General features: G+C 55.8%; 20 protein-coding genes. 10 read left to right on the top strand and 10 right to left on the bottom strand.

The window, feature by feature from the left end; all coding sequences use genetic code 11:
- The first annotated feature begins 4 nt into the window (after positions 1-4).
- The 6 genes from ADIMK_RS15975 to ADIMK_RS15950 all read left to right on the top strand — a co-directional run bounded on the left by ADIMK_RS15975 (position 5) and on the right by ADIMK_RS15950 (position 5188).
- Complete coding sequence (locus ADIMK_RS15975) at positions 5-739, top strand: 5-oxoprolinase subunit PxpA (protein ID WP_036190243.1); 735 nt, start codon at positions 5-7, stop codon at positions 737-739.
- Positions 736-1413, top strand: a complete 678-nt coding sequence (gene pxpB / locus ADIMK_RS15970) for a 5-oxoprolinase subunit PxpB (RefSeq protein ID WP_036190240.1) — start codon at positions 736-738, stop codon at positions 1411-1413. The genes ADIMK_RS15975 and pxpB overlap by 4 nt, the downstream gene beginning before the upstream one ends.
- Positions 1410-2351 carry a 5-oxoprolinase subunit C family protein gene (locus tag ADIMK_RS15965; protein ID WP_036190237.1) on the top strand — a complete coding sequence of 314 codons (942 nt, stop codon included), beginning with the start codon at positions 1410-1412 and terminating at the stop codon, positions 2349-2351. Before pxpB ends, ADIMK_RS15965 begins: the two co-directional genes overlap by 4 nt.
- Positions 2352-2368: 17 nt before the next feature.
- A complete protein-coding gene (locus tag ADIMK_RS15960) occupies positions 2369-3214 on the top strand; it encodes a DUF4392 domain-containing protein (RefSeq protein ID WP_036190234.1) in 846 nt (281 codons plus the stop codon).
- A gap of 30 nt (positions 3215-3244) precedes the next feature.
- Entirely contained in the window at positions 3245-4129 is an 885-nt protein-coding gene (locus ADIMK_RS15955) for a LysR family transcriptional regulator (protein WP_036190231.1), read from the top strand.
- A gap of 201 nt (positions 4130-4330) precedes the next feature.
- Entirely contained in the window at positions 4331-5188 is an 858-nt protein-coding gene (locus tag ADIMK_RS15950) for an aminotransferase class IV (protein ID WP_036190227.1), read from the top strand.
- A gap of 71 nt (positions 5189-5259) precedes the next feature.
- Here ADIMK_RS15950 and ADIMK_RS15945 read toward each other — a convergent pair whose 3' ends face one another.
- The 3 genes from ADIMK_RS15945 to ADIMK_RS15935 all read right to left on the bottom strand — a co-directional run bounded on the left by ADIMK_RS15945 (position 5260) and on the right by ADIMK_RS15935 (position 7695).
- Positions 5260-5745, bottom strand: a complete 486-nt coding sequence (locus tag ADIMK_RS15945) for an STAS domain-containing protein (RefSeq protein ID WP_036190226.1) — start codon at positions 5743-5745, stop codon at positions 5260-5262.
- Positions 5742-6911 (bottom strand): PP2C family protein-serine/threonine phosphatase, encoded by a 1170-nt coding sequence (locus ADIMK_RS15940; protein WP_051693021.1) that lies wholly within the window; start codon positions 6909-6911, stop codon positions 5742-5744. Before ADIMK_RS15940 ends, ADIMK_RS15945 begins: the two co-directional genes overlap by 4 nt.
- 73 nt (positions 6912-6984) lie before the next feature.
- Positions 6985-7695, bottom strand: a complete 711-nt coding sequence (locus tag ADIMK_RS15935) for an MlaA family lipoprotein (RefSeq protein WP_036190225.1) — start codon at positions 7693-7695, stop codon at positions 6985-6987.
- Between the two features lie 219 nt (positions 7696-7914).
- On the opposite strand from ADIMK_RS15935, the gene ADIMK_RS15930 reads away from it, so the two are divergent.
- From ADIMK_RS15930 to ADIMK_RS15915, 4 genes are read left to right on the top strand one after another with little or no spacing between them, the layout of a single operon-like run.
- Positions 7915-8286, top strand: coding sequence for a response regulator transcription factor (locus ADIMK_RS15930; protein ID WP_036190224.1), 372 nt, complete (start codon positions 7915-7917; stop codon positions 8284-8286).
- Between the two features lie 13 nt (positions 8287-8299).
- Positions 8300-10342, top strand: coding sequence for a 3'-5' exonuclease (locus ADIMK_RS15925; protein ID WP_036190223.1), 2043 nt, complete (start codon positions 8300-8302; stop codon positions 10340-10342).
- Complete coding sequence (locus ADIMK_RS15920; RefSeq protein ID WP_036190222.1) at positions 10339-10533, top strand: hypothetical protein; 195 nt, start codon at positions 10339-10341, stop codon at positions 10531-10533. The genes ADIMK_RS15925 and ADIMK_RS15920 overlap by 4 nt, the downstream gene beginning before the upstream one ends.
- Positions 10523-13282 carry an ATP-binding protein gene (locus ADIMK_RS15915; RefSeq protein ID WP_036190220.1) on the top strand — a complete coding sequence of 920 codons (2760 nt, stop codon included), beginning with the start codon at positions 10523-10525 and terminating at the stop codon, positions 13280-13282. Before ADIMK_RS15920 ends, ADIMK_RS15915 begins: the two co-directional genes overlap by 11 nt.
- On the opposite strand, the gene ADIMK_RS15910 is transcribed toward ADIMK_RS15915, so the two are convergent.
- From ADIMK_RS15910 to ADIMK_RS15880, 7 genes are all read right to left on the bottom strand, one after another.
- Positions 13279-14394, bottom strand: coding sequence for a DUF294 nucleotidyltransferase-like domain-containing protein (locus ADIMK_RS15910; protein WP_036190219.1), 1116 nt, complete (start codon positions 14392-14394; stop codon positions 13279-13281). The genes ADIMK_RS15915 and ADIMK_RS15910 overlap by 4 nt on opposite strands.
- A gap of 112 nt (positions 14395-14506) precedes the next feature.
- Positions 14507-16426, bottom strand: coding sequence for a molecular chaperone HtpG (gene htpG, locus ADIMK_RS15905; RefSeq protein ID WP_036190218.1), 1920 nt, complete (start codon positions 16424-16426; stop codon positions 14507-14509).
- 86 nt (positions 16427-16512) lie between these two features.
- On the bottom strand, positions 16513-17226 hold the full coding sequence (locus ADIMK_RS15900) for a DUF599 domain-containing protein (RefSeq protein WP_036190217.1): 714 nt from the start codon (positions 17224-17226) through the stop codon (positions 16513-16515).
- Between the two features lie 145 nt (positions 17227-17371).
- Positions 17372-18577, bottom strand: coding sequence for a 4-hydroxybenzoate 3-monooxygenase (pobA, locus tag ADIMK_RS15895; RefSeq protein WP_197027560.1), 1206 nt, complete (start codon positions 18575-18577; stop codon positions 17372-17374).
- Between the two features lie 116 nt (positions 18578-18693).
- Complete coding sequence (locus ADIMK_RS15890) at positions 18694-21000, bottom strand: putative bifunctional diguanylate cyclase/phosphodiesterase (protein WP_051693020.1); 2307 nt, start codon at positions 20998-21000, stop codon at positions 18694-18696.
- Between the two features lie 321 nt (positions 21001-21321).
- Positions 21322-21651 carry an NIPSNAP family protein gene (locus tag ADIMK_RS15885; protein ID WP_036190213.1) on the bottom strand — a complete coding sequence of 110 codons (330 nt, stop codon included), beginning with the start codon at positions 21649-21651 and terminating at the stop codon, positions 21322-21324.
- Entirely contained in the window at positions 21629-23374 is a 1746-nt protein-coding gene (locus ADIMK_RS15880; protein ID WP_036190211.1) for an FAD-dependent oxidoreductase, read from the bottom strand. The genes ADIMK_RS15885 and ADIMK_RS15880 overlap by 23 nt, the downstream gene beginning before the upstream one ends.
- Between the last annotated feature and the right edge of the window lie 5 nt (positions 23375-23379).

The raw sequence follows: 23379 nt of genomic DNA, 5'->3' as shown, positions 1-23379 counted from the left end.
ACTCATGGCTTTATTACTTAACTGCGACCTCGGTGAAAGTTTTGGCGCTTGGTCAATGGGCATGGACGAGATGGTGATGCCTCATATCGATCAGGCCAACATCGCCTGCGGATTTCACGCCGGCGATCCGCTGGTGATGCAGAAGACGCTGCGCATGGCACGCGAAAATGGCGTAACCGTTGGCGCACATCCGGCCTATCCGGATCTGATGGGTTTTGGCCGCCGCTCGATTCACGCCAGTGCCAATGAAATCCATGCGTTGGTCCATTATCAGGTCGCGGCCCTGGATGGCATGGCCGCCTCTGCCGACTTGACGCTGGAATACGTTAAACCACACGGCGCACTCTATAACGACATGATGGCCAAGCCATCAGTGCGACAGGCCATCATGAAAGCCATCAGCGACTACTACAGACCGGTAAAGCTGATGCTCCAGGCCACCCCCGATGCTGAAAACCATCGCATTGAAGCCGAGCACTACGGTATCGAACTGCTCTTCGAAGCCTTCGCCGACCGCTGCTACGATGATGACGGCAAGCTGCTGGCAAGAACCAAGCCCGGTGCGGTGCACAGTCGCGAAAAGATGCTGGAACAGGTCCGTCAACTTGCTGACGAGAGTTCTGTCACCACCGTAAGCGGCCACATCCTTAAGCTTGAGGTAGACACCATCTGCGTGCACGGCGATAACGCCGATGGCATTGCAGCGATCAAAGAGATCAGGGAGATGCTGGCATCATGAGAATCGAAGTTGCCGGCGAAAACTCACTGATCCTCTATTTCGGTGACACGACTGATCCGCAAATATCCGCACAGGTACAAAGCGCAGTCAGTGAAACCGAACGCCTGCTCGGTGATGCGCTGATCGACCTTGTACCCTCGTACGCTTCTCTTTTGGTCATCTACGACCCGTATAAAATCGATCATCTGGAAGCTCGCAGGCGCCTGTTGCAGCTGTCCGACCTCTCCAACCTTGACGATGCAACAGAGGGCGCTCTGATCAAACTGCCAGTCTGGTACTCGCCCGAGTCCGGACCTGAACTGGAAGCACTTGCACAGAAGGCACACATGAGTGTTGAAGAGGTGATCGCACTCCACGCGTCGACCGAATACCGAGTATACGCAATCGGTTTTGCGCCGGGTTTTGCCTACCTCGGGCAGGTCGACGAACGCTTGGCCGCACCCAGACTCTCAACACCTCGTCAGGCGGTGCCCCGTGGTTCGGTCGCTATTGCAGACCGCCAAACCGCCATATACCCCTCCACCTCGCCTGGCGGCTGGAATCTGATCGGACGCTGCCCCACCCGCATGTTCGATCCCGATGCAACGCCTTGTATGCCGGTTCAGGTCGGTGACCGGGTCAGCTTCGAACCCATTACGAAAGAGCGTTACCTGGAACTGGGAGGTGAGCTATGAGCGGTTTCAAGGTACGCCAGCCCGGCCTGATGACACTCATTACCGATCAGGGGCGATTCGGACACCACCGCATCGGCCTGACCACCGGAGGTCCGCTGGACCCGCTGGCTTTCAATTGGGCCAACCGGCTACTTGGCAATGCCCCCAACGCGACCGGGCTGGAGATCAGCATCGGAGGCCTGTCACTTGAGGCCGAGGTGGATACCTGGGCGGTACTGACCGGCGGAGAGCTGCCGCTCAAGATCAATGGCCGGGAAGCAGAACGCTGGCACGCACACCGCGTCAAGGCGGGCGACAAGATAGAGGTCGGTTTCAGCCAACTCGGCGCTCGCGGCTATCTCGCCGTCAGCGGGGGTTTTCAGATCAGGCCGATGTTCGACAGCACAGCAACCGTGCAACGGGAGAAGTTGGGCGGCCTCAACGGCCAGCGCCTGCAAAGTGGCGACATCTTGCCCTGCGAAGCGGGAGTCGATGCGGGGGGCTACCGCCTGCCGGAGCAATACCGGCCCGACTATAATGACTCTCGCCCGCTACGCGTCATTCTTGGCTATCAGCAGAATGCGTTCAGTGAAGTACAGAAACGCCTGTTCTTTTCCAGCACTTACCGCATCAGTGACCGAGCCGACCGCATGGGTTACCGCCTTGAAGGCCCAGCCATTGCGCCCTCGATAAATGGGATTCTGTCAGAGGGCATAGCCCTTGGAGCAATTCAGGTACCTGCCGACGGCCAACCCATCGTACTGCTGAACGACCGGCAAACAATAGGCGGCTATCCCAAGATAGGCAGCCTTTTCTCGCAAGATGTCGCACGACTGGCGCAGATGCTTCCAGGGCGTGAGATAAGCTTCACAGCCTACTCCCAGGATGAGGCTCACAATCAGCTGCTGCTCAGCCAGCGTTACTACCACGCGATTCAACCCATTGCAGTCGCGCCCTGATAACGGGAACAAACACAATGACACAACACGATATTCAGTTGAGCAAACAGATTGAAGACCTGCTGGTAAGACAGAACCTGCGTGGTATGAAGACTGTCCAACCTGCCCTGACCAGCGGTTATTATGCCAGAGCGGCAAAGCACCTGCAGAACTGCAAAGGTACCGTACTTATCGGCACGGGTTTTCCCGTCGTTGACACATTCGAAACTGACGGACCTGTCGGCGCTATCGCGCTATACCAGACACTCAAGCATCTTGGCGCAGACCCGGTCATCGTCTGCGGCAAACCGATCTCGGCAATGCTTGCACCTGACTACAAAGTGCACGAAATACAGGTGGGTGAGCATGATTTACGGGAACTTGAGGCACTGGAGGCACTTGCCCATTACCGTCCGGACGTTGTGCTCTCTATCGAGAGACCGGGACAAGCCGCCGACGGCGGGTATTACAACATGCGTGGAGAGAGCATAAGCGCACGCACCGCCTGCTTTGACACTTTTGTCAAAGCTGCCAACTGCCCTACCATTGGCATCGGCGATGGCGGCAACGAAATCGGCATGGGTAATATCGTAGACGCGATCAGCAAGCTGAATATCGTTCCCAGCGCCACACGCGTCGACGAGCTGCTGATAGCGGATGTCTCAAACTGGGGCGCTTACGGCATCATCGCCCTGCTGGGCCTTTGGAAAGGTGAGGACCTGTTGGCACGCATCGATCCTGAGGCGATCCTTAACTACCTGTCAGAGCGGGGCAGCGTAGATGGCGTTACACGCCTCAACGAGCTGACCGAGGACGGCTTGCCCTCAAGCGAAGGTAAGGCTGTTATTCATGAACTGCGTAAGCTGACCGGTTTCATCGACTAACCCCCTGATGGGACCGGAGAGCAGGCCTTTATGCGACTGCGAAACCTGTACACCTTTCTGACCGTCGCCCGCCTGGGCAGCTTCCACGCGGCAGCTGCCCAACTGCACGCGTCCCAGCCTGCCATCTCAGCACGCATAAGCGCGCTCGAGGACGAATTGAACGTTCAGCTATTTGCCCGTGACAAGCGAGGCACTCAGCTCACACCTCGAGGCGTGCAGCTTTTGCCCTATGCCGAAAAGCTGATTGCCATCAGCCATGAAATGAAAGCGCAACTGCTTGACGATGCGCCGGAACGCGGCACGCTGCGTATCGGAATCGTCGACACCCTGACCCATCTATGGCTGTCTCAGCTGCTGACACGCTGGCACGAAGAGCATCCACTGATTGCATTCGAGTTGATTAGCGACACTACGGCGTCGCTGATTACCCAGTTAAAAGCCGCTGATCTGGATCTCGTGCTCATGGTCGCGGACGAGCACCCCCTCCCGTCATTCGTTACAGAGCCCCTGTGCAGCTACCCACAACGCTGGGTAGCAAGTCCGGCAATGACAGAGGTAGAACACATAAAGGGGCTGAGGGACATCACGGAACACGCCATCCTTTCATTTCCGCGCAACACCCGTCCATGGCGATACCTCAAGGAACTCTTCGAACCCCTTGGAGAATTAGCGCCGGTGATTCATACCTGCAGCTCCGTCGCCAGCCTGCTTTCACTGGTAAAACAGGGTGTCGGCATTGCCCTGCTGCCCGAGCCGTTGGTGATGCAGGAGGTCTATCAGAAGAAGCTTATTTTGGTCGAAAATCTACCCAAAGCACCGGCACTCAACTTCTGCTGCGCCTGGCGACTGGACGACGATCGTATTCTACCCAGACTCCTGACAGATACCGCACGCCGAATGATTGCCACGCATTAGACAACATTATTTACTCAGATATAAGCATTTGATAGATGTTTTTTTCTACCAAACAGGGCTTTTAATAAAATTATCTTTTTATTTTATAGCATATTGAAATAAATATGCATTTTAATAAAACTCTTAACACTTACTAAGCTTATGGAGCCTAAGCTCTGCGGCCTATTGCCGAATACGTTTGAATGTTGAGAGGTCACTACAATGAGTATCGCTTACCTGAACGGCACCTACCTTCCTTTGGAAGAAGCCCGCATTTCACCGCTGGATCGCGGTTTTCTCTTTGGTGACGGCATTTACGAAGTCATTCCGTACTACAACCGCAAGCCTGTGGGCTTTGCACCCCACATGCAGCGCATGATCAATGGTCTGGCAGCCCTCGAGATCAAGTGCAACAAAAGCATCGACGAATGGCGCGAGCTTCTGGATGCGCTCATTGCAAAGAATGACGGCGACAACTTCGGCGTATATGTGCACGTGTCTCGCGGCGCAGATACCAAACGCTTCCACGCTTACCCTGAAAATGTCGAGCCAACAGTCTTTGCATTTGCTTTTGGCATCAAGGATCCGGAACCGGTCGATCGCGCAACGGTTCACCCCTACACAGTTTCAAGCACTCAGGACCTGCGCTGGAAGCGTTGCAACATCAAATCCACCGCACTGCTGGGCAACGTCATGCACTTCCAGCAGGGCTATGCCTCCGGCAACAACGAAATTCTGTTGTACAACGACAAAAACGAACTGACCGAGGGCAGCTCCTGCAACGCCTTCATCGTCAAAGATGGCGTTGTCATTACACCAATTGAAGATAATCAAATCCTGCCGGGCATCACACGCCGGATCATTATTGACAGCCTGAAGGCAGACGGCTCTATTCCTGTCGAAGAGCGCACCGTCACCATGGATGAAGTTCGCAACGCGGACGAAATCTGGATCACCAGCTCATCCAAAGAGATTGCCCCGGTCGTGAAACTCGATGGCAACCCGGTCGGAAATGGCGAAGTAGGCCCCGTTTGGGAAGCAGCATTCCGCATCTACACCGATCGGAAGTTCGATTTCTGATAATACGGACCAATAAAAAGGGGCCCTGTAAACAGGGCCCCTTTTTTGTTCATACCTGTTTCTACCGCCACCTAGCCACAGCTTTCCAACGTAGCAACCAGATCCTTGAAGGCGTTCCGGTTGGACTCGTTCAGGTCTATCAATACGCGGTGCGCACCGATAATCCTCGCCCGCACCTGATCTTCAGATTCCAGCACAAATGGTACCTGCTCAAGATCCGACTCGCTGGTCGGCATACTGTCGAGCAGCAGGAACACCTGATCAAAACCCATGGAGTAGAGAATCTTTGTAATATCGGGATTGGTCGACACCAGCGTCGGGCGCGGCAGCCCCTTCTCGCCAGCCTTGATCGCCAGTTTCGCAATCAATCCCAGGGAAGTGCTGTCGATAGTCGAGGTTTCCGTCAGATCGATCAGCGTATCGCTGATCTCGCTACGCCCGAGCACCGCTTCCAAGTGCAGATCGATGGTCGAGCAGAGCGTAAGACGCACCTCCCCGACAAACTTCAGCACATAATGCCCGTCGCGACACGCGTAAAAAATAGCGCCTTCGCTCATGCTTTAACTCGAGATACTGTCATGATCGCTACATCATCCGGGTTCATGCGTCCGGCCGGAATGATACTGTCTGAAATGGATTGTGGCGAAAGATTTCTACTCATACAGGCCTTTAAAAGCGCCTGTTCTTTCTCTTCCAGCGTCCGGCCTTCCGCCACTTCAAGAATGCCGTCTGAGAACAGGGTAAGCGAATATTCGGGTTCCAATACAATACGCCTTTCATCGAATACAGGCTGTTCAAACAGCCCGATTGGCATCCCTCTACCCTCAAGAAACGCGGCCTCACCGTTTTGGACCAGAACAGGCATCGGGTGATGCCCACCAACAGCATAGGTCAGCGTCGAATCTCTTGCATCAATCAAGCCGATAAACATCGTCAGATGCTTACCCAGCCCCGTCAGTAACAGCTCACGGTTCACACGATGCAAAGTGGCCATTGGCGATTGAATATCGAAGCTTGAGCCCCGGTTGTAGTTTCTCACCAGCCGGTAGGTCATATTCTTGAGCAGCACCGTAACGAGTGCAGACGACGCCCCATGCCCCGACACATCGGCAAGATAGAATATGGTCTGATACTCGTTGATTGCGATGGAGTCGACAAAATCGCCGCTCAGAAGCAAGCTCGGCTGGAGAATATATTCAAAAGTATGATGATTCAGTTCGCGCTTTGGCGGCGGCAGCAGCTTTTGCTGCAACTGCTGGGCGGCATGCTGGTCGGCTTTGAGCTCGTCCAGGCTGCGCTCAAGACTCTCGCGCAGAAAGCGCGCCTCTTCGATCATGCGCACTCTGCGCAGCTGACGCTCTACCGAGTCGATGAAAAGAGCAGGATGCTGATTCAGTTCGCCCAGCGAGAAGACATCATCAGCCCCATTTCGCAGCGCAAGCACCATATCTTCAGCGGTGCCTTCGGCGAGCAGAGCGACAGTCGGCATGGGACTGACCCGCGCCGCGATATGGCTGAGGTATGACACATCATCAATGGAGCTGCGATCCAGAATCACCATCGATATTTCACGATGCTCCAGCACCCGCTCGGCATCATCGGCGCCACGGGCGACAATGATGCGCAGATGGGCGTCCTGACACTGTTCGCACAGATCGAATATTAAGTCGATAACGGCCGTTGAAGCCGATACCATCAGTATCGCCTGCTCTCGATGACCCATTAATCAGTCGCTCGATTTAGCTGACAGTTTAGATTTCACGGTATCGGCTCAGCCAGTGCCTTACAACCGGATATCAGAAGTCGTTGTCGTCGAATCTGACTTGAACTTCGCCGTCGTTGACCAAGTACTCGCGACGCTGCAAATAAGCATCACGCACAAAGCTGTACTTGTCACCTGAAATAATCTGCTCGGCCTTGAGCAGCTCAACACGTGCATCAATCAGGCGCAGACCGTAAAGAGAATTACGCGTCGGCACGTGGTCAACCTGCCCCACAGGATCAAGCGTCATATCAGGCACAAGACCCACACCGTCACGTACGGAGCTTGGGCCAAACAGCGGCAGCACCAGATACGGACCAGAACCGGCACCCCAGACACCCAGTGTCTGACCGAAATCTTCACGCTTCTCTTCAAGACCTATCGGTGTCGCAATGTCGATAAAGCCTGCCAGACCAAACGTCGAGTTGAACACAACTCGCGTCACACTGGTCAATGCAGCATCAATCTTACCTTGTAGAAGATTATTGACAGCTGAACGGATGTCGCCGAGGTTACTGAAAAAATTGCTCACCCCACGCTCTGCTATGTCTGGCATTACATAGTGATATCCCTGCGCCAGCGGCTTCATTGCAAAGCGGTCTACCTGCTCGTTGAAACCGAACATCGCGCGGTTAAAACCCTCCCAGGGATCCTTTTCCGCGTTTGTTTCCGCATTGACCGGTGCTGCCAGCATCAAAGCCATCACAGTGCATACGGTTCCCTGACGCAGTGTTTTGACCAGCATTACAATTCCTTTTATTCCAATAACGAATTCTGCGCATTCTACCCTTGTTGCACCTGCGATAAAAAGCCACAACGACATTTTTTATCGCTGATCGTTCCCCTTTGCAGAGAGACTCTCGGCCCGGCTTCCTTTTTGAATTAGGCGCACTAGACTCAAAACATATACAAGAAGAAAAAATTTCATCCAACGACTGAACACACCTCCCAGTAAGGAGAAACCATGGCCCGGGTACTGATTGTGGATGACGAGCCCAACATCCTGCTGTCGCTTGAGTTTCTGATGCAGCAGGCTGGGTTTGACGTGGACACGGCTCAGACCGGCGAGTCAGCGCTGGAGGCAATTGCACTGAGTCCTCCCGATCTCATCCTGCTCGACATTAGCCTGCCGGGCATCAGTGGCTTCGACGTACTCGAACGGCTGCGGGAGCAAGATTACACCCGCACCCTGCCGGTAGTGATGCTAACCGCCCACGGCCGGGAGGTCGAAAAAGAGAAAGGGATGGCTCTCGGTGCCAGCGACTACGTGACCAAACCTTTCTCCACTCAGGAGTTGGTCGCCCGAATCAAGGCCCTGCTGGGCGACAGCAGCTGAAAAGGATACGCATATGCCGCCTCGCCAGCATCTACTCGGTATCTGGCTACTCCTGACGGGATCCCTAATATTCGCGGGACTCGCCCTGCTGCTGTGGCTCGATTCAACCCTTGCGCTTGATGGCTCGCAAAGGCCAATTATCTGGATATTGGCATTGGCACCGGGCGCTTTAGTATTGGTGCTCGGTGCAATTCTGGAAAGGCGGCTGTTTCGGCCGCTGCGACAGTTTCAAGTGCTGCTGGCCCGGCTGGTTGCCGCCCCTGATGCACAAACGGATTATCCCCTTGATGGCTGGCTCAGCCCCCTGCAGCCCGACCTTGATCAGATCCGTTCCGGATGGCGATCAGATCGCAGCCGGATGCGTCAGGCCCACGAAGAGGGTGCAGCGCGAGCCGCGTATATCCAGCAGGAGCTGGAGAGCCTGTTACAGGTTCTCGATCTGCCGCTGTTGATCTGTGATGCACACCAACGATTACTGTTGTTCAACCCAGCCGCACAAAAGCTCTTTCATGACCAACCCGCGTTGGGGCTGGGTCGCCAGGTCAGCCAACTACTCCCTCATACCAGCTTGAGCGAAGCGCTCGGCCAACTGCCCGCCGATGGCAGCCCGCGACAACTGCTGCTGCCGGCGGAGTCCCGCTGGCTAAGGTGCGAACTGCGCCGCTTAGGTGCCCGACATGGCGGTGCGATGATTGTGCTTCATGACTCGACAACTGAGCTCGAATCCGAGCAGGAGTGGAGACGAGCACTTGCCAGACTGCTGCCGCGACTAAGAGGACACACGGGCGCGTTAGGCAGCGCCGCCGAAGCACTGGCCCACATTGAAAACAACAGATCGCTTCAGCAGCGATTTGAACAGGCGATCGGTGACGAGAGCAAAGCGTTGACCGAATTGGTAAATGACCTCACCCGTGTACTGGAATCCCAGCAACTGCGCCGCTCCTCTCTGGAGGAAACCTGGTCGAATGACCTCTTCAGCACGTTGCAGGAGCGGTTAACCGCTCAGGCGATTACACTCACGGCGATCGGGATACCCGTCTGGATACGCGTTGACGGCCCAGCGCTTCTATCAATGCTTCATTTACTGATTCAGAACCTCTCGCGCGAGCTGAACGTCAGCAGCCTCGATATAGAAGCCCTGCTGGGGAATCAGCGCGTCTATCTGGATCTGATTTGGCAAGGCGATCCACTTAACCAGCAGCTATTGTCCCACTGGCGCGAGCTGCCTCTGTTTGAGAGCGAACTGTCGCCGCGCGTCTTTGATGTCCTCAGCCAGCACGACTCGGATCTATGGTCTTTAAAGCGCCCCGGCGACAACCGGGCCTGTTTGCGACTCCCGATTCCCGCGTCGAGCCGTGGCGCTGTTCCCGAAGACACAACACCCTTGGCCGAGCGCCCGGAGTTTCACGATTTCAGCATCGCAGAGCTACCACCACCCGACACCGGTCAGGCGCAAACGCCGCTAGAGCAGCTTGAGATGATCGTTTTCGATACCGAAACCACCGGCCTCAATCTTCGAGGCGGCGACCGCATCATCAGTATCGCGGCATGCCGCATCGTCAACGGCCGCTTGCTCGCGCAGGACAGTTTTAACCAACTGGTCAATCCTCAACGCGACATCCCTCAGGCCAGCACCGCAATCCACGGGTTGGTGGATGCCGATGTCACAGACGCACCGCCAATCGATATCGTACTGCCGCGCTTTCGCAGCTATGTCGGTAGCGGCGTTCTGGTCGCTCACAATGCCGCCTTCGACCTTCTGGCGGTTCGCCTCGGCGGCGAAGCCTGCGGGTTGAGTTTCGAGATGCCTGTTCTGGATACGCTGCTGCTTTCACGCGCAATCGACCCTACGCTGGAAGGGCATGGGCTGGACGCGCTTGCCGAGCGGTTTCAATTGGTATTTCCACCCGGCACCCGACATACGGCGCTCGGGGATGCGCGGGTAACCGCCGAGCTGTTACTGAGCCTTTTGCCACGATTGCATGCCCGAGGCATCCACACCCTTGAGGACGCTCTGGCATTACAGCTCTGGGTCGAGCTGGAGCATAAGCGATGAAAACGCCGGAGCAGAGTCGCCTGTTAGCCCTGAGCCTGTTGGGGCTTTTATTGTTCTCCCCACCTCTGCTGCTGCTGTTCGACCGTCCCGGCAGCCACGGATTTTCGCTTCTGGCAGCGATCATTTTTGTCATCTGGGCACTGTTAATACTCGCCGCTGCACTGATACTGGAGCGCAGCAATGAGGAGTAGCGCCAGCGTCCTGTTCATCGCCTTCAGCTACCTCGCACTGCTGTTTGTGATTGCAGCCTGGGGCGATCGCCGGGCCGAGCAACGCCGTTCACTGGTCAATTCACCCACGATCTACTCGTTGTCGATCGCGGTCTATTGCACCGCGTGGACGTTTTACGGCAGCGTGGGCCGGGCCGCGACCACAGGCCCCAGCTTCCTGCTGATCTATCTCGGACCCACGCTGGCGATGCTCTGTGGCTGGATGCTGATACGCAAAATGATCAGGGTGGCGCGCGCCCAACGCATCACCTCTATCGCCGATTTCATTAGCGCGAGGTATGGCAAGAGCGGTGGTATCGGCGCGCTGGTAGCGCTGATCGCCATCATTGCGATCATGCCGTATATCGCACTTCAGCTTAAGGCGATAACGGTCAGCTACGGCATTCTGACCCAATACCCGGCGCAGGACCTGCCACAGCTATCCCTTAGTGGCTTTTTGCAGGACAAAGCGTTTTGGGTGGCACTGGTGCTGTCGGTGTTCATTATTCTCTTCGGCACCCGTCATCTGGACGCCAGCGAGCGCCATGAAGGTATGGTCACCGCCATAGCATTCGAATCCCTGGTCAAGCTGTTCGCATTTCTCGCCGTCGGCATCTTTGCCACCTTTTATCTCTACGCCGGGCCCGACGACCTGCTTGAACAGGCATCTGCCCAACTGCCTCACCTGCAACAACGCTTTGGAGTGGATCAGGTACCCGGCGGTGCGCTCGGCTGGTTTGGTACTCTGGTGCTGGCACTGCTGGCCTTCATCACCCTGCCCCGCCAATTTCAGGTGCTGGTGGTCGAAAACGTCAATGAGCAACATCTGCGCAGAGCCTGCTGGCTATTTCCGCTTTATCTACTGTTGATCAACATATTCGTTATCCCGATCGCGCTGGCGGGCCTTCTTGGGGGGGGCGCCACGGGAGAGCCCGACAATTTCGTACTGACACTGCCACTTTCAGCCGGTCTCGACTGGCTACCACTGATCGTCTTTATAGGTGGGCTTTCCGCTGCAACCAGCATGATGATCGTCGAGACCATCGCCCTCTCTACCATGGTCAGCAACCAGTTGGTGATGCCCATGCTGATACGCCTGCGCAGCCTTCATCTGGACCAGCGGCAGGACCTCTCCGGCTGGCTCCTGGGTATCCGCCGCATTGCGATCATCCTGATTTTGATACTCGGTTACCTTTACCACGCACTGATCGGAGACGCATACAGTCTGGTCACCATCGGACTCGTTTCTTTTGCGGCGGCCGCACAATTCGCACCTTCACTTCTACTTGGGCTTTATTGGAAAGGCGCTTCGCGCAACGGCGCCGCCGCCGGCATGATCGCGGGCACACTGATCTGGAGCTGGACGCTGCTCATACCGGGTTTTGCGCTATCCGGCTGGCTCGACACCGGCTTTGTCAATCATGGGCCGATGGGGATTAGTTGGCTACGCCCCTACGCGCTATTCGGGCTTGAAGGCTGGGATATCTATACCCATTCCCTGTTCTGGAGCCTGCTGGCCAACGTCGGGCTGCTGGTTTCATTATCACTTTTCAGCCGTCAGAGCAGTCTTGAACAAACCCAGGCGGTGCTCTTCACAACCGCTCTGCGGCCGGAAGCGGCCCAGGCGGCCATCTGGCAGGGTCATGCCAGTCGGTATGAACTGTTCAAGCTCCTCAGCCGTTACCTCGGTGATCGAGTCAGCGTCCAACTGATGGGCAACAAGCGGCCAACTCCTGAAGATGACAGCCCCGCCACACCCGAAATGATTGCCGCTGCCGAGCATGGCCTAACCGGCGCACTGGGCAGCGCCACCGCGCGCATACTGATCAATTCGGTCGTCCGAGGCGAAGCGCTGGAAGTCTCTTCTATACTCAGTATTCTCGACACCACATCGCAGGCACTGGAATACAACCGGCGTCTGGAGCAGAAATCCAAGGAGCTGGCGCGTATCGGTGAGGAGCTACGCGGCGCCAACGAACGGCTGCGTGAACTGGACCGCCTTAAGGACGAGTTTGTTGCAATGGTCAGCCACGAGCTGCGAACCCCTCTGACCTCGATCCGCGCCTTTGCCGAAATTCTACGGGACGCAAACCAGATTCCAGAGGATAAACGTGCCCATTTCCTGGGCATTATCGTGCTTGAGAGCGAGCGCCTATCGCGGCTGATCGAGGAGATTCTCGATATGGCACGCCTTGAATCCGGACGCATGACCCTGCACCCGGTCCCTTGCGAGTTGACGGAACTGATTCACCGCTCGATAGATGCTGTCAGCCGTCTCAACGAAGAGCGCGGCATCACCCCCCGCCTGGTGCTTCTACCGCCCCCATGCCCTGTGGTAGCCGACCCGGACCGCTTGCAACAGGTGCTGATTAATTTGCTCGGCAACGCCAACAAATTTGCCGACGATAGCAACCCTGAAGTTCTGCTGACACTCACATCCGACGGGCAGCGATACCGGCTTAGCGTCGAGGACAACGGGCCGGGCATCGCAGAGCAGGAACAGGAGAAAGTGTTCGAGAAGTTTCATCAGCTTGAACGTGCGCAGGAACCGCGAAGCCACTCCACGCCCGCCAACCGGCCCCGCGGCACAGGGCTTGGCTTGCCGATCAGCCGCGGCATCGTCAATCACCTCGGCGGAAAACTGTGGGTTGAGAAAGGCCAGAGACTCGGCGGTGCCTGTTTCGTGCTGGAGCTGCCAATAGCCGACGGGGAACACTCATCTTCGAACTAACGGCCCTGCTGCGCTAGCCGTTGCAACTGGCGGATAGCCTTAAGATCCTGCTGTAGTTCGCGCAGTTGAGGATCACCCAACGCCCGTAGATCAATCCAGTTATCTGGCTGCCCACCCTGTCTCCAAGTGGCCATCTGGCCATCGAGAAGGCGTCTTGTCAGGCGCCCCGACACCTGACACAGCAAACTGCCCTGCCCGCGCGCGAGTACTCCTTCCTTTTCCAGCCAGACAGCGCGTGCACGTGTCGATACCTCGCGACACCCACACCGCAACGCTAGCAGACGCAGCGCACCTGTCATCGGCAGAAGTCCCTGTCGCTTCAGATTGATCGCATCGGGGTGGGGAGCGTCGCGGCCGTCCCCCTGCAATCGGTCGAAGCGGTCCAGAGCAACGGGGATCTCATCGATCAGATCGGCCATCTCATGCAGAAACAGACCCGCCCCGGGCACCGCATCCATAATGGCATCGCGCAAACTGTCAGCCAGTGATTGGTCACCGTAAACGGGCATGAAATCGAATAGGATATTACTCTGCTGAACCACCTTGATGCGACGGGTAGTCATCCAGAGCGCCATCTGCTCTCGCCATGCATTGATCGGCTTTCGCCACAACGGCATGGATGCCATGACATGGCCTTTGCAAAACGGGATACCCGCCTCATGAAGCAGCGATGTAAACCGCTCTCCCAAGGTTTGAAACCAACCGTCGATCTCGTTATGCCGTTCATCCGGGTAGGTGTCGAGAATCAGCGCGTTATCCTGATCCGGATGCAACAGGCTTTCGTGACGGCCACTCGACCCCATAACCAACACACAAAACTTAACCGGTGCCCGCCCCCATCCAGACTCGATCATATCCGCGATGGCACGTTCAATCGCCGTGCGGTAAAGCAGGTCGTTATGGTCGCTGATCACCTCGGCAATCAGCCAGGCAGGAAGCTCAAGCTGCTCCAGCGCCCGAACCAACTCAGGCTGCCAAGCTTTGGCCTGCGCCAGACTGGTATCGCGCTGCAACTGCGCCAGCGCACCCTCGAGCGGCCGCAAAAAATGCTCGGGAATCCGCACACTCAGGCCGACATGCGCCCCAAATAAACTGCGCCATACAGATTGCACCTGTCCCTCCTGCTTTTCTGTTTCAGCATAGAGGCTGGCCGGGCGTTTACCAGTGAGCACATAGAAACGAAAACGCCCCGGTCGATACCGGGGCGTTTTGCGGAGCGGATTATCAGGCGCTCAGTTCAAGCAACAGCTTGTTGAGACGGCTGATGTAGGCAGCCGGATCGTCCAGTTGCCCGCCTGCAGCCAGTTCAGCCTGATCGAACAGGGTCAGTGCGAGATCCTTGAAGCGATCTTCGTCCGGCTCTTTGTCCAGCTTGGCGATCAGCGGATGCTCGGGATTGTACTCAAAGGTCGGTTTCACCTCGGGCACAGCCTGTCCAGCAGCTTCCATGATCTTGCGCATCTGCGCGCCCATATCATAGTCACCCACGACCAGACAGGCCGGTGACTCAGTCAGACGATGAGTCACGCGCACCTCTTTGATACGCTCACCAAGAGCAGACGTCAGACGCTCGGTCAGCCCCTCCATCTGCTTGGCGACCTCCTCCTGCTGTTTCTTCTCCTCTTCGGACTCCACATCACCGAGGTTCAGCTCGCCTTTGCTCACGTCCTGGAACGACTTGCCATCAAAGTCGAACAGCTGGCTCATCATCCACTCGTCAATACGATCGGACATCAGCAGCACCTCGATCCCCTTCTTGCGGAAGATCTCAAGATGCGGGCTGCTCTTGGCCGCGTTGTAAGAGTCGGCGACCACGTAGTAGATCTTCTCCTGCCCTTCCTTCATGCGGCTGACATAGTCATCCAGACCCACGGTCTGCTCGGCATTGTCGTTATGGGTAGAGGCAAAGCGCAGCAGTTTGAGCACTTTCTCGCGGTTTGCATAATCCTCTGCCGGGCCCTCTTTAAGGACCTGACCGAACTCTTTCCAGAACGCGTTGTACTTCTCGGCGTCGTTCTTGGCGAGTTTCGCCAGCATATCAAGCGCACGCTTGGTCAGCGCAGTGCGCAGTTTATCCACGTTCGGATCCTTCTGCAGAATCTCGCGGGATACGTTCAGCGACAGGTTCTTGGAATCGACAACACCCTTGATAAAGCGCAGGTACAGCGGCAGGAACTCATCTGCCTGATCCATGATGAAAACGCGCTGGATGTACAGTTTCAATCCTTTCGGAGCGTCACGGTTCCACAGATCGAACGGCGCTTTTTCAGGCAGGTAGAGCAAGCTGGTGTACTCCAGATTACCCTCTACCTGGTTATGCGCCCATGACAGCGGTTCGGCGAAGTCGTGGGAGACGTGCTTGTAGAACGCCTTGTACTCGTCGTCGGTAATCTCGCTCTTGCTGCGCGACCAGATCGCCGTTGCCGAGTTCACAGTCTCGAACTCGGGCGCCTTGTTCGCCTCTTCCTTTTCGTCCTCATCATCGGAGGGCATCGCCTCTTTTTCCATCAACACAGGAATGGCGATGTGATCCGAATATTTGCGTACCAACGAGCGCAGACGGAAGCTGTTGGCGAACTCTTCTTCATCCTCTTTCAGGGACAGCACGATACGCGTACCACGCTGCGCAAGGTCGACGCTTTCGATGCTGAATTCGCCTTCACCGGTCGATGACCAGTGCACACCTTCGCTGGCATCAAGACCGGCGCGACGGGTAAAGACATCCACCTGCTTGGCAACGATGAAAGCGGAGTAGAAGCCGACGCCGAACTGGCCGATCAGCTGACTATCCTTGGCCTGATCGCCTGTGAGGTTCGACAGGAAGCTGGCCGTACCGGACTTGGCGATGGTGCCAAGATGATCGATCACATCCTGGCGGCTCATGCCGATGCCGTTATCGCTGACGGTGACGGTCTTTGCCTTTTCATCGAACTCGACGCGAATCTTCAGATCACCGTCATTTTCGTACAGGTCCGCATTGGACAGTGCCTCGAAGCGCAGCTTTTCAGACGCGTCGGACGCGTTAGAGATCAGCTCGCGCAGGAAGATCTCCTTATTGGAGTAGAGAGAGTGAATCATCAGCTTGAGAAGCTGTTTCACTTCAGTCTGAAAACCAAGGGTCTCTTTCTGTGTTTCGGTGCTCATAACTCGTTTACCCAACTCCGCATAGGTTTATGGTCTTGCTCAGAGATGGGGTCAGCGAATCGCTTTTCAAGGCTGAATGTACGGTTTTATATCTCGGTACTCATCAACAGTGTTTTCAACGTCGGCGAGGTGAACTCACGTTGATACAGCACATAGACGATGCCGGCTGACATCGCCATAAACAGCCAGGGGTTGATCAGCCAACTCAGTACCGCAAGGCTGAAGTAGTAGGTTCTCAGCCCAACGTTAAAGTTGTTGGCAGCCATGGAGCTCATGGATGCAATGCGTTCGGCATGTGCCTGCAGATGCTTGTCATCCAGACCATCACTAGGGCCCGGCGATGAGCCGATCATCACCGAGACGAAACCATACTGCCGCAGGCTCCAGGTGAATTTGAAGAACGCATAGATGAACAGTGTCAGCAGCACCAAAAGCTTGACCTCCCACTCCAGCGGCGTGGCCGGATGGACAAACGGCAGGTGTTCAACCAGTGTGATCGCCCGTCCTGTATAGCTGAGCAGACTCATCAAGCCCGCCATGACAAGAATGGTGGTCGACGCGAAGAACGCCACACTGCGCTCAAGATTAGCAATCGCAGCTGTGTCGGCCATGCGCATGTCACGATCGAGCATCCTGCGCATCCACTCCGTGCGGTACAGATGCATGATGCTGGACAAACAAGAGGTTGTGCGCGCCTTGTGCGCAGCATAGAACATGTAGCCCTTGAAGCAGACAAAGAACCACAGAAGCGCGGTGAGGTTTAGCCAGTTTTGGCCGAGAAAATTGATGATTTCAGGCATGGGGCGATCACTGTCAGGAGTTTCGCTGCACAGCTTAGCCCGACTCTTGCGGAAAGTCTGCCTGCCCGTGCCACGGCTTACTCAAGGCACAAAAAAGCGCCCTCGGAATGAGGGCGCTTTTCTAACCACAAGCGGTGCAGGTGCTTTACTTGGGCTCTTCGTAGGGCAGGCCGACATACTGTTCGGCGATAACTTTGCGGCCGTTTTCGCTGTTCAGGTAGTAGTTCAGCTCGGATTCCATGAAGCGTTTCTGCATCAGCGGGTCCATGCCAGTGCTGGACACTTCGCCTTCGAAGTCATGCATCATGTTGGTCATCCACCAAGAGAAACGCTCACCGTTCCAAACACGACGCAGAGCGATCTCGGAGTACTGAGAGATGCAGTCCTTGTCGCCGTTCTTGTAAACACGGGTCAGGATCTTGTACAGCGTGGCCACATCAGATGCAGCCAGGTTCAGCCCCTTGGCGCCAGTAGGCGGTACGATATGCGCGGCATCACCCACCAGGAACAGGTTGCCGTACTGCATCGGTTCGCAGACGAAAGAGCGCAGCGGTGCAATACTCTTTTCGATGCTCGGACCGGTCTGCATGTTGGCAGCCACATCGGCAGGCAGACGCTTTTTCAGCTCATCCCAGAAACGCTCATCGGACCAGTCTTCAACCTTATCGGTGAGGGGCACCTGCAGGTAGTAACGGGAACGGGTCAAGGAACGCTGGCTCGCCAGCGCGAAACCACGCTCACTCATGGCGTAGATCAGTTCTTCGTTGCACGGCGGCACATCAGCCATCAGGCCCAGCCAGCCGAACGGGTAAACGCGTTCGTGCTCGGTACGCAGCTCTTGCGGAATAGTCTGGCGGGAAACACCGTGGAAACCGTCGCAGCCTGCAACATAATCGCACTCCAGGCGGTACTCTTCACCACCGTGCTTGAATGTCACGTACGGCGTGTCGGACTTGACGTCATGCGGCTGCACTTCGCTGGCTTCGTAGTAGGTTTCCAGCTTCGCAGCTTCACGCGCATCCATCAGGTCGCGGGTAATTTCAACCTGACCATAGCAGACCACAACGTCGCCACCGGTCAGTTCTTTCAAATCGATGCGATGACGCACGCCGTTAACAGACAGCTCGACGCCTTCATGGACGTGGCCTTCGGCGTCCATACGCTCGGCAACACCCGCTTCACGCACCAGATCGGCAAAGCCCTGCTCAAGGATCCCCGCGCGAATGCGACCGAGGACGTAATCACCCGTTACACGCTCAAGAATAATGTTGTCGATACCCTGCTTGTGCAGCAACTGCCCCAGCAGAAGGCCAGAGGGGCCGGCACCGATAATGGCTACTTGAGTTTTTATAGTTTTCATTGGAATTCTCTCTAGTCACAGACTGTTACTCAACAAAGGTAATCGTCTAACAGAGAGAGGGGTTAATGAATGGAAGATCGGGTATATCGCTTGTACTTTTAGAACACTTACACCGGAAGTCTGGCCTGCCGCTCCAGCATTTTGCCGATATGCTCTTGCGGAACAGGCTCACTCAGCCAAAACCCCTGCACCACACCACACTCAAGCTCCTTGAGCGCCTGTAGCTGCTCGGCAGTCTCAACGCCCTCAGCGACGACTCTAAGCCCGAGCCCGCGCGAGAGGGAGATTGCCGCGTTGACCAACTCTCGGTCGGATTCATCCACGGTCATTTCATTCACGAAACTGCGATCAATCTTCAGCTCATCCACAGGGTATTTACGCAGGTAACTGAGCGATGAGTAACCGGTACCAAAATCGTCCATGGACAGGCATACGCCCATCTCATGAAGCGCGGCCAGTGTTTCCTCGACCTGCGTACCACCACGCATCAGGATACCTTCGGTTATCTCCAGCTCCAGCCTTGACGCCGGGTATTGGTGCTTAGCCAGCTCCTCCTGCAGGAATGAAACCAGCGACTCATCGCGGAACTGCGCCGGTGAAATATTCACGGCGAGCTTAAAATCGGGATCAAGCTCAATCCACCGCTTCGCGGCCGCTAAAGCGGTCTGCAATACGAATCGGCCAATTGGCAGTATCAATCCGCTCTGTTCGGCAATCGGAATAAATTCATCCGGTCCGACCTGACCCAACTCGGGGCTGTTCCAGCGCAGCAGCGCTTCGACACCGGTCACACGCTGACTGCTGACATCGTACTGCGGCTGGTAGTGCAGCATCAGCTCTCCCCGCTCGATCGCACCACGCAGATACCCCTCGATCTGCAGACGGCGGCTGATGCTCTGATTCAATGCATCGGTGTAGAACGCGTAACGATTACGCCCCTGTTCCTTGGACTGGTACATGGCGGTATCGGCATTTTTCAGCAGCTCGCTTTGGGTGTCCCCATCGCTGGGATAGATGGCAATGCCGATACTGGTGGTCAACAACACCTCTCGGTTGCCCAGATCGAAGGGACGCCTGAAACGCTCGAGAATGTTGTCGGCCACCACCTGCACATCTTCTTTCTGTGAAAAGTGTCCAGCCAAAACGATGAATTCATCACCGCCCAACCGGCCAACGCTGTCGCCGCCACGAACGGCCCCACTCAAGCGTCGGGCCGCTTCGATCAATGCAAGGTCCCCCACATCGTGGCCCATGCTGTCATTGACCTTCTTGAAGTCGTCAAGGTCCAGAAACATCACCACCACATATTCCTGATTGCGCTCGGCGTCCCGGATCAGCTGCTGCAAGCGGTCCATGATCAAAACACGGTTCGGCAGTTCGGTCAGCGCATCAAAGTGCGCCTGATGCTTAAGCTGCTGCTCCTGCTGTTTGCGAAGACTGATGTCCTCTTTCAGTACCAGAAGATGACTGACCTCTCCCTCCTCGGTCTGCACCGGCGAGAGATACGCGTACTCCCAATAGAGCTCTCCATTCTGGCGCCGACTCTTGATCTCGCCCTGCCAAGCCTTTCCCGCGGCCAGATGGTCACGTATCTGCTCGACAATTTCAGGGGCATTGGATTGGGGGTCGATAAACTCCATGGTGCGACCGACCACCTGATGAGCGGGGTATCCAGATGTATCCTCAAACGCCCGGTTCACAAAGCTCACGCGCCTTTCAGGATCGGTTAATATGACCGACACTGGGCTCTGTTCCAGTGCCTGAGTCAACACTTTGATATCGGTCTCACGCTGTTTTCGTAACGTGATGTCACGGCCCACACCCAGGATGCCGATCAGTCGACCAGACTCATCCTTCATCGGTGTCTTGATCGTTTCCAATATTTCAGTGTGCCCATCATTGGCATACTTAACCTGCTCTTCGTTGATGCTCGGCTTGTCCGCATACATCGCTGCCCGGTCGTGACGACGAAAAAAATCCGCCAGCTCAGTATCAACAAAGTCATAATCGCTACGCCCAAGGATTTCGCTTTCTCTGGCGCCGTACAACCGTTCGAACTTACGGTTACAACCGAGGTAGAGACCATCAGCATCCTTGAGCCAAACAAGATCAGGGATGGTATCGATCAACGTGCGCAGGTGCGTCTGCGCCGAGTGCATTTTCTTGGTGTAGAAGTAGGTCAACGAGAAGATAAGCAGCGTCGAAAGAAAAACAAATCCGAAGCCCTTGACCGTTTGCAGAAAGGTGAGAATACGAATATCGCTGACCATCATCTCCAACAGGGAATCGGAGAGAAAAATCCAAAGCAGCGAAAAAAAGCAGTAGATCAGGGAGATCTTAAGCGCAGCACTGGGCCAGCTGAAGGAACGCCCCCGAAGAGGGGCCAGTGGCTTTTTTGCTTTATCGTCGTGCATATCGAACCGGCTAACGTAACGTCGCTACAAATACTTTGAGCAAAAGCACCGGATCAGACAACCCACCCTTTTTCTTGATCCGTGCCCGACAGCCGTCCATCAAAACTGTCTGCAACCAGCTACTTATCATATCGTAAGTTATCAGTAGATCGATAATCTATTTAGACGTTCTCCTTACTACTTTCTGGCATAAACCAGCAGCTACACGCCTGCGACGACTGCTCGCTAGCGTTTTCAACCCGGTACGCAGTCAAAAAAAAGCCTGAACATCACTGTTCAGGCAAAGGGCCTCAGCCCAAAATCCGACAGACACCTCGACCGTCACACCCAGTCATTCAGTACCGGAATGTGCCGGACAAGGCTCGTTTCCTGCTCGACGATCAAGTGAGCTGACGCCGCAAGATAGCGGGCAAAATCGGGATGCGCATCCCTCGCGGCACTGCGCTTTTCGTAATCGTCCAGAGAGTCGTATCCCCAGAGATGCACAAACTGATTCTGCTTCCCAACCCAGGTGGTATAGAACCCCAGTGGAGAGCCGAGCGTCTCTTTCAGGATCGGCATCGCCAGGGTGTTGAACACCTCGATAAACTCGGCCATCTTGCGCGGCGTAATGGTATAGACGCGGCAATCAACCAGCGGCTTGGCGTACATTGTCTGCCTCCTCGGTCTGCTCCAGCGCATCATCGATACCCGCAATGCGCCGGGCCGTGATATATCCAAATGTCATGATCGGCCCGAGCGTGATACCGGCCCCGGGGTAATTCCCACCCATGATGCTGCGTCGATCATTGCCCACAGCATACAGGCCCTCAACCCGGCCCCCTTCGCGATCCAATACCTGCCCATAGACGTCGGTTTTGATGCCATCAAATGTACCCAGATCGCCCATATACACCTTAACGGCGTAGTAAGGGCCTTTGGCGACAGGCGCCACACAGGGGTTAGGCTTGTTTTCGGGATCGGCCAGATAGCGATTGAATGACGTGGTACCACGGCCAAACTGACGATCCTCGCCCACAACGGCGCCTGCGTTGTATTCATCAACCGTTGCTCGAAGCTGAGTGCTATCAACCCCAATCACCCGGGCGAGCTCATCAAGCGTTTTGCCGCGCTTGAGATAGCCATTACGCAGGAAACTGCCGATCGGCATCGGTGATGGTTTTACAAACCCGAGACCATACTTGCTCAGGCAGGTCTGATCACAGATCAGCCACATGTAGGTTTCTTTTCCGGTGCTGCTTCTGATCATGGCCGCGCCCACATCGTGGTACGACTCGGATTCATTGCAGAAGCGCTGCCCCTGGGGGTTCACACCGATAACGCCGGGTTTGTAACGGTCCAGCAAATGGGGGAACTTACCGAAGCTGCCATCTTTGTTGGGCACCAGCGATGTGGGCATCCACGCTGAGGTATCCGTGAACTCACACTCGACGGGCACACCGATACGCTCGACCAACGCCAGTCCATCGCCCGTATTCGAGTCCGGAACCGGAGAGTGGTGCTCACCGCCGCGCTTGAGATGGGGATAAGCCTGCGTGATGCGGTTCACGTCATGCGCAAAGCCGCCACAGGCCAGCACCACGCCCTTGCGGGCATGAATCAGCACCTCGCGCCCCTCGATTACTGTTCGCACGCCTACCACCCGGCCACTTTCCTGAATCAGCTCTTTTGCTGGCGCCGAGGTATGAATGGGGATATTCAGATCCAGTGCGCTTTTTGCCAGCCGTGATGCCAGTGCATTGCCGCTGGTCACATTAACCGCTCGACGGTAGAGCAGAAGCTCCTTCATATGGACCGCCAGGCGTTTGCAGACATAAGCGAACGAAGTCAGTGATTTCGTCGCGTTGAAAAAGTGTTTCAGATCGGCATTAGAGGAGTTAAACATCATACCGATGAAGGTGATCGTCTTCAGCGGAGGCCGCATTCTGCCCATATCCTTGCCCAACGCCCTTATATCGAAGGGCGCCGCGAGTATGGAGCGCCCTATATCGACGCCACCACCGAGTGTGGGGTGGTAATCCGGGTATAGCGTCGGCACAAACTTGACGCTGGTTTCAGCCTCGAAAAAGTCGACCATCTCCGGGCCTTTTTTCAGGAATGCACCGACCGCCTCAGCGTCGAAAAAATCGCCGGTTTCGTTGCGAATGTACTCAACCGCCGCATCGCGCGTATCTGCCGGATTTTGCTTACGCCCGTGATGATTGCCGGGAATCCAGAGCACGCCACCGGAAAACGCCGTGGTGCCACCAAATACCGGGGCCTTCTCGATTACAACAACATCCAGACCTTTTTTTTTCGCCGTGATGGCCGTCGACAATCCGCCAGCACCGGAGCCGACCACCAGCAGATCGCAGTTCAACGTTTCAATCGCCATTTGTA

The sequence above is a fragment of the Marinobacterium lacunae genome (genome assembly GCF_000705555.1).
In the GTDB taxonomy this organism is placed as follows: Bacteria; Pseudomonadota; Gammaproteobacteria; order Pseudomonadales; family Balneatricaceae; genus Marinobacterium_D; species Marinobacterium_D lacunae.
This window is presented reverse-complemented; position numbering and strand designations above follow the sequence as displayed.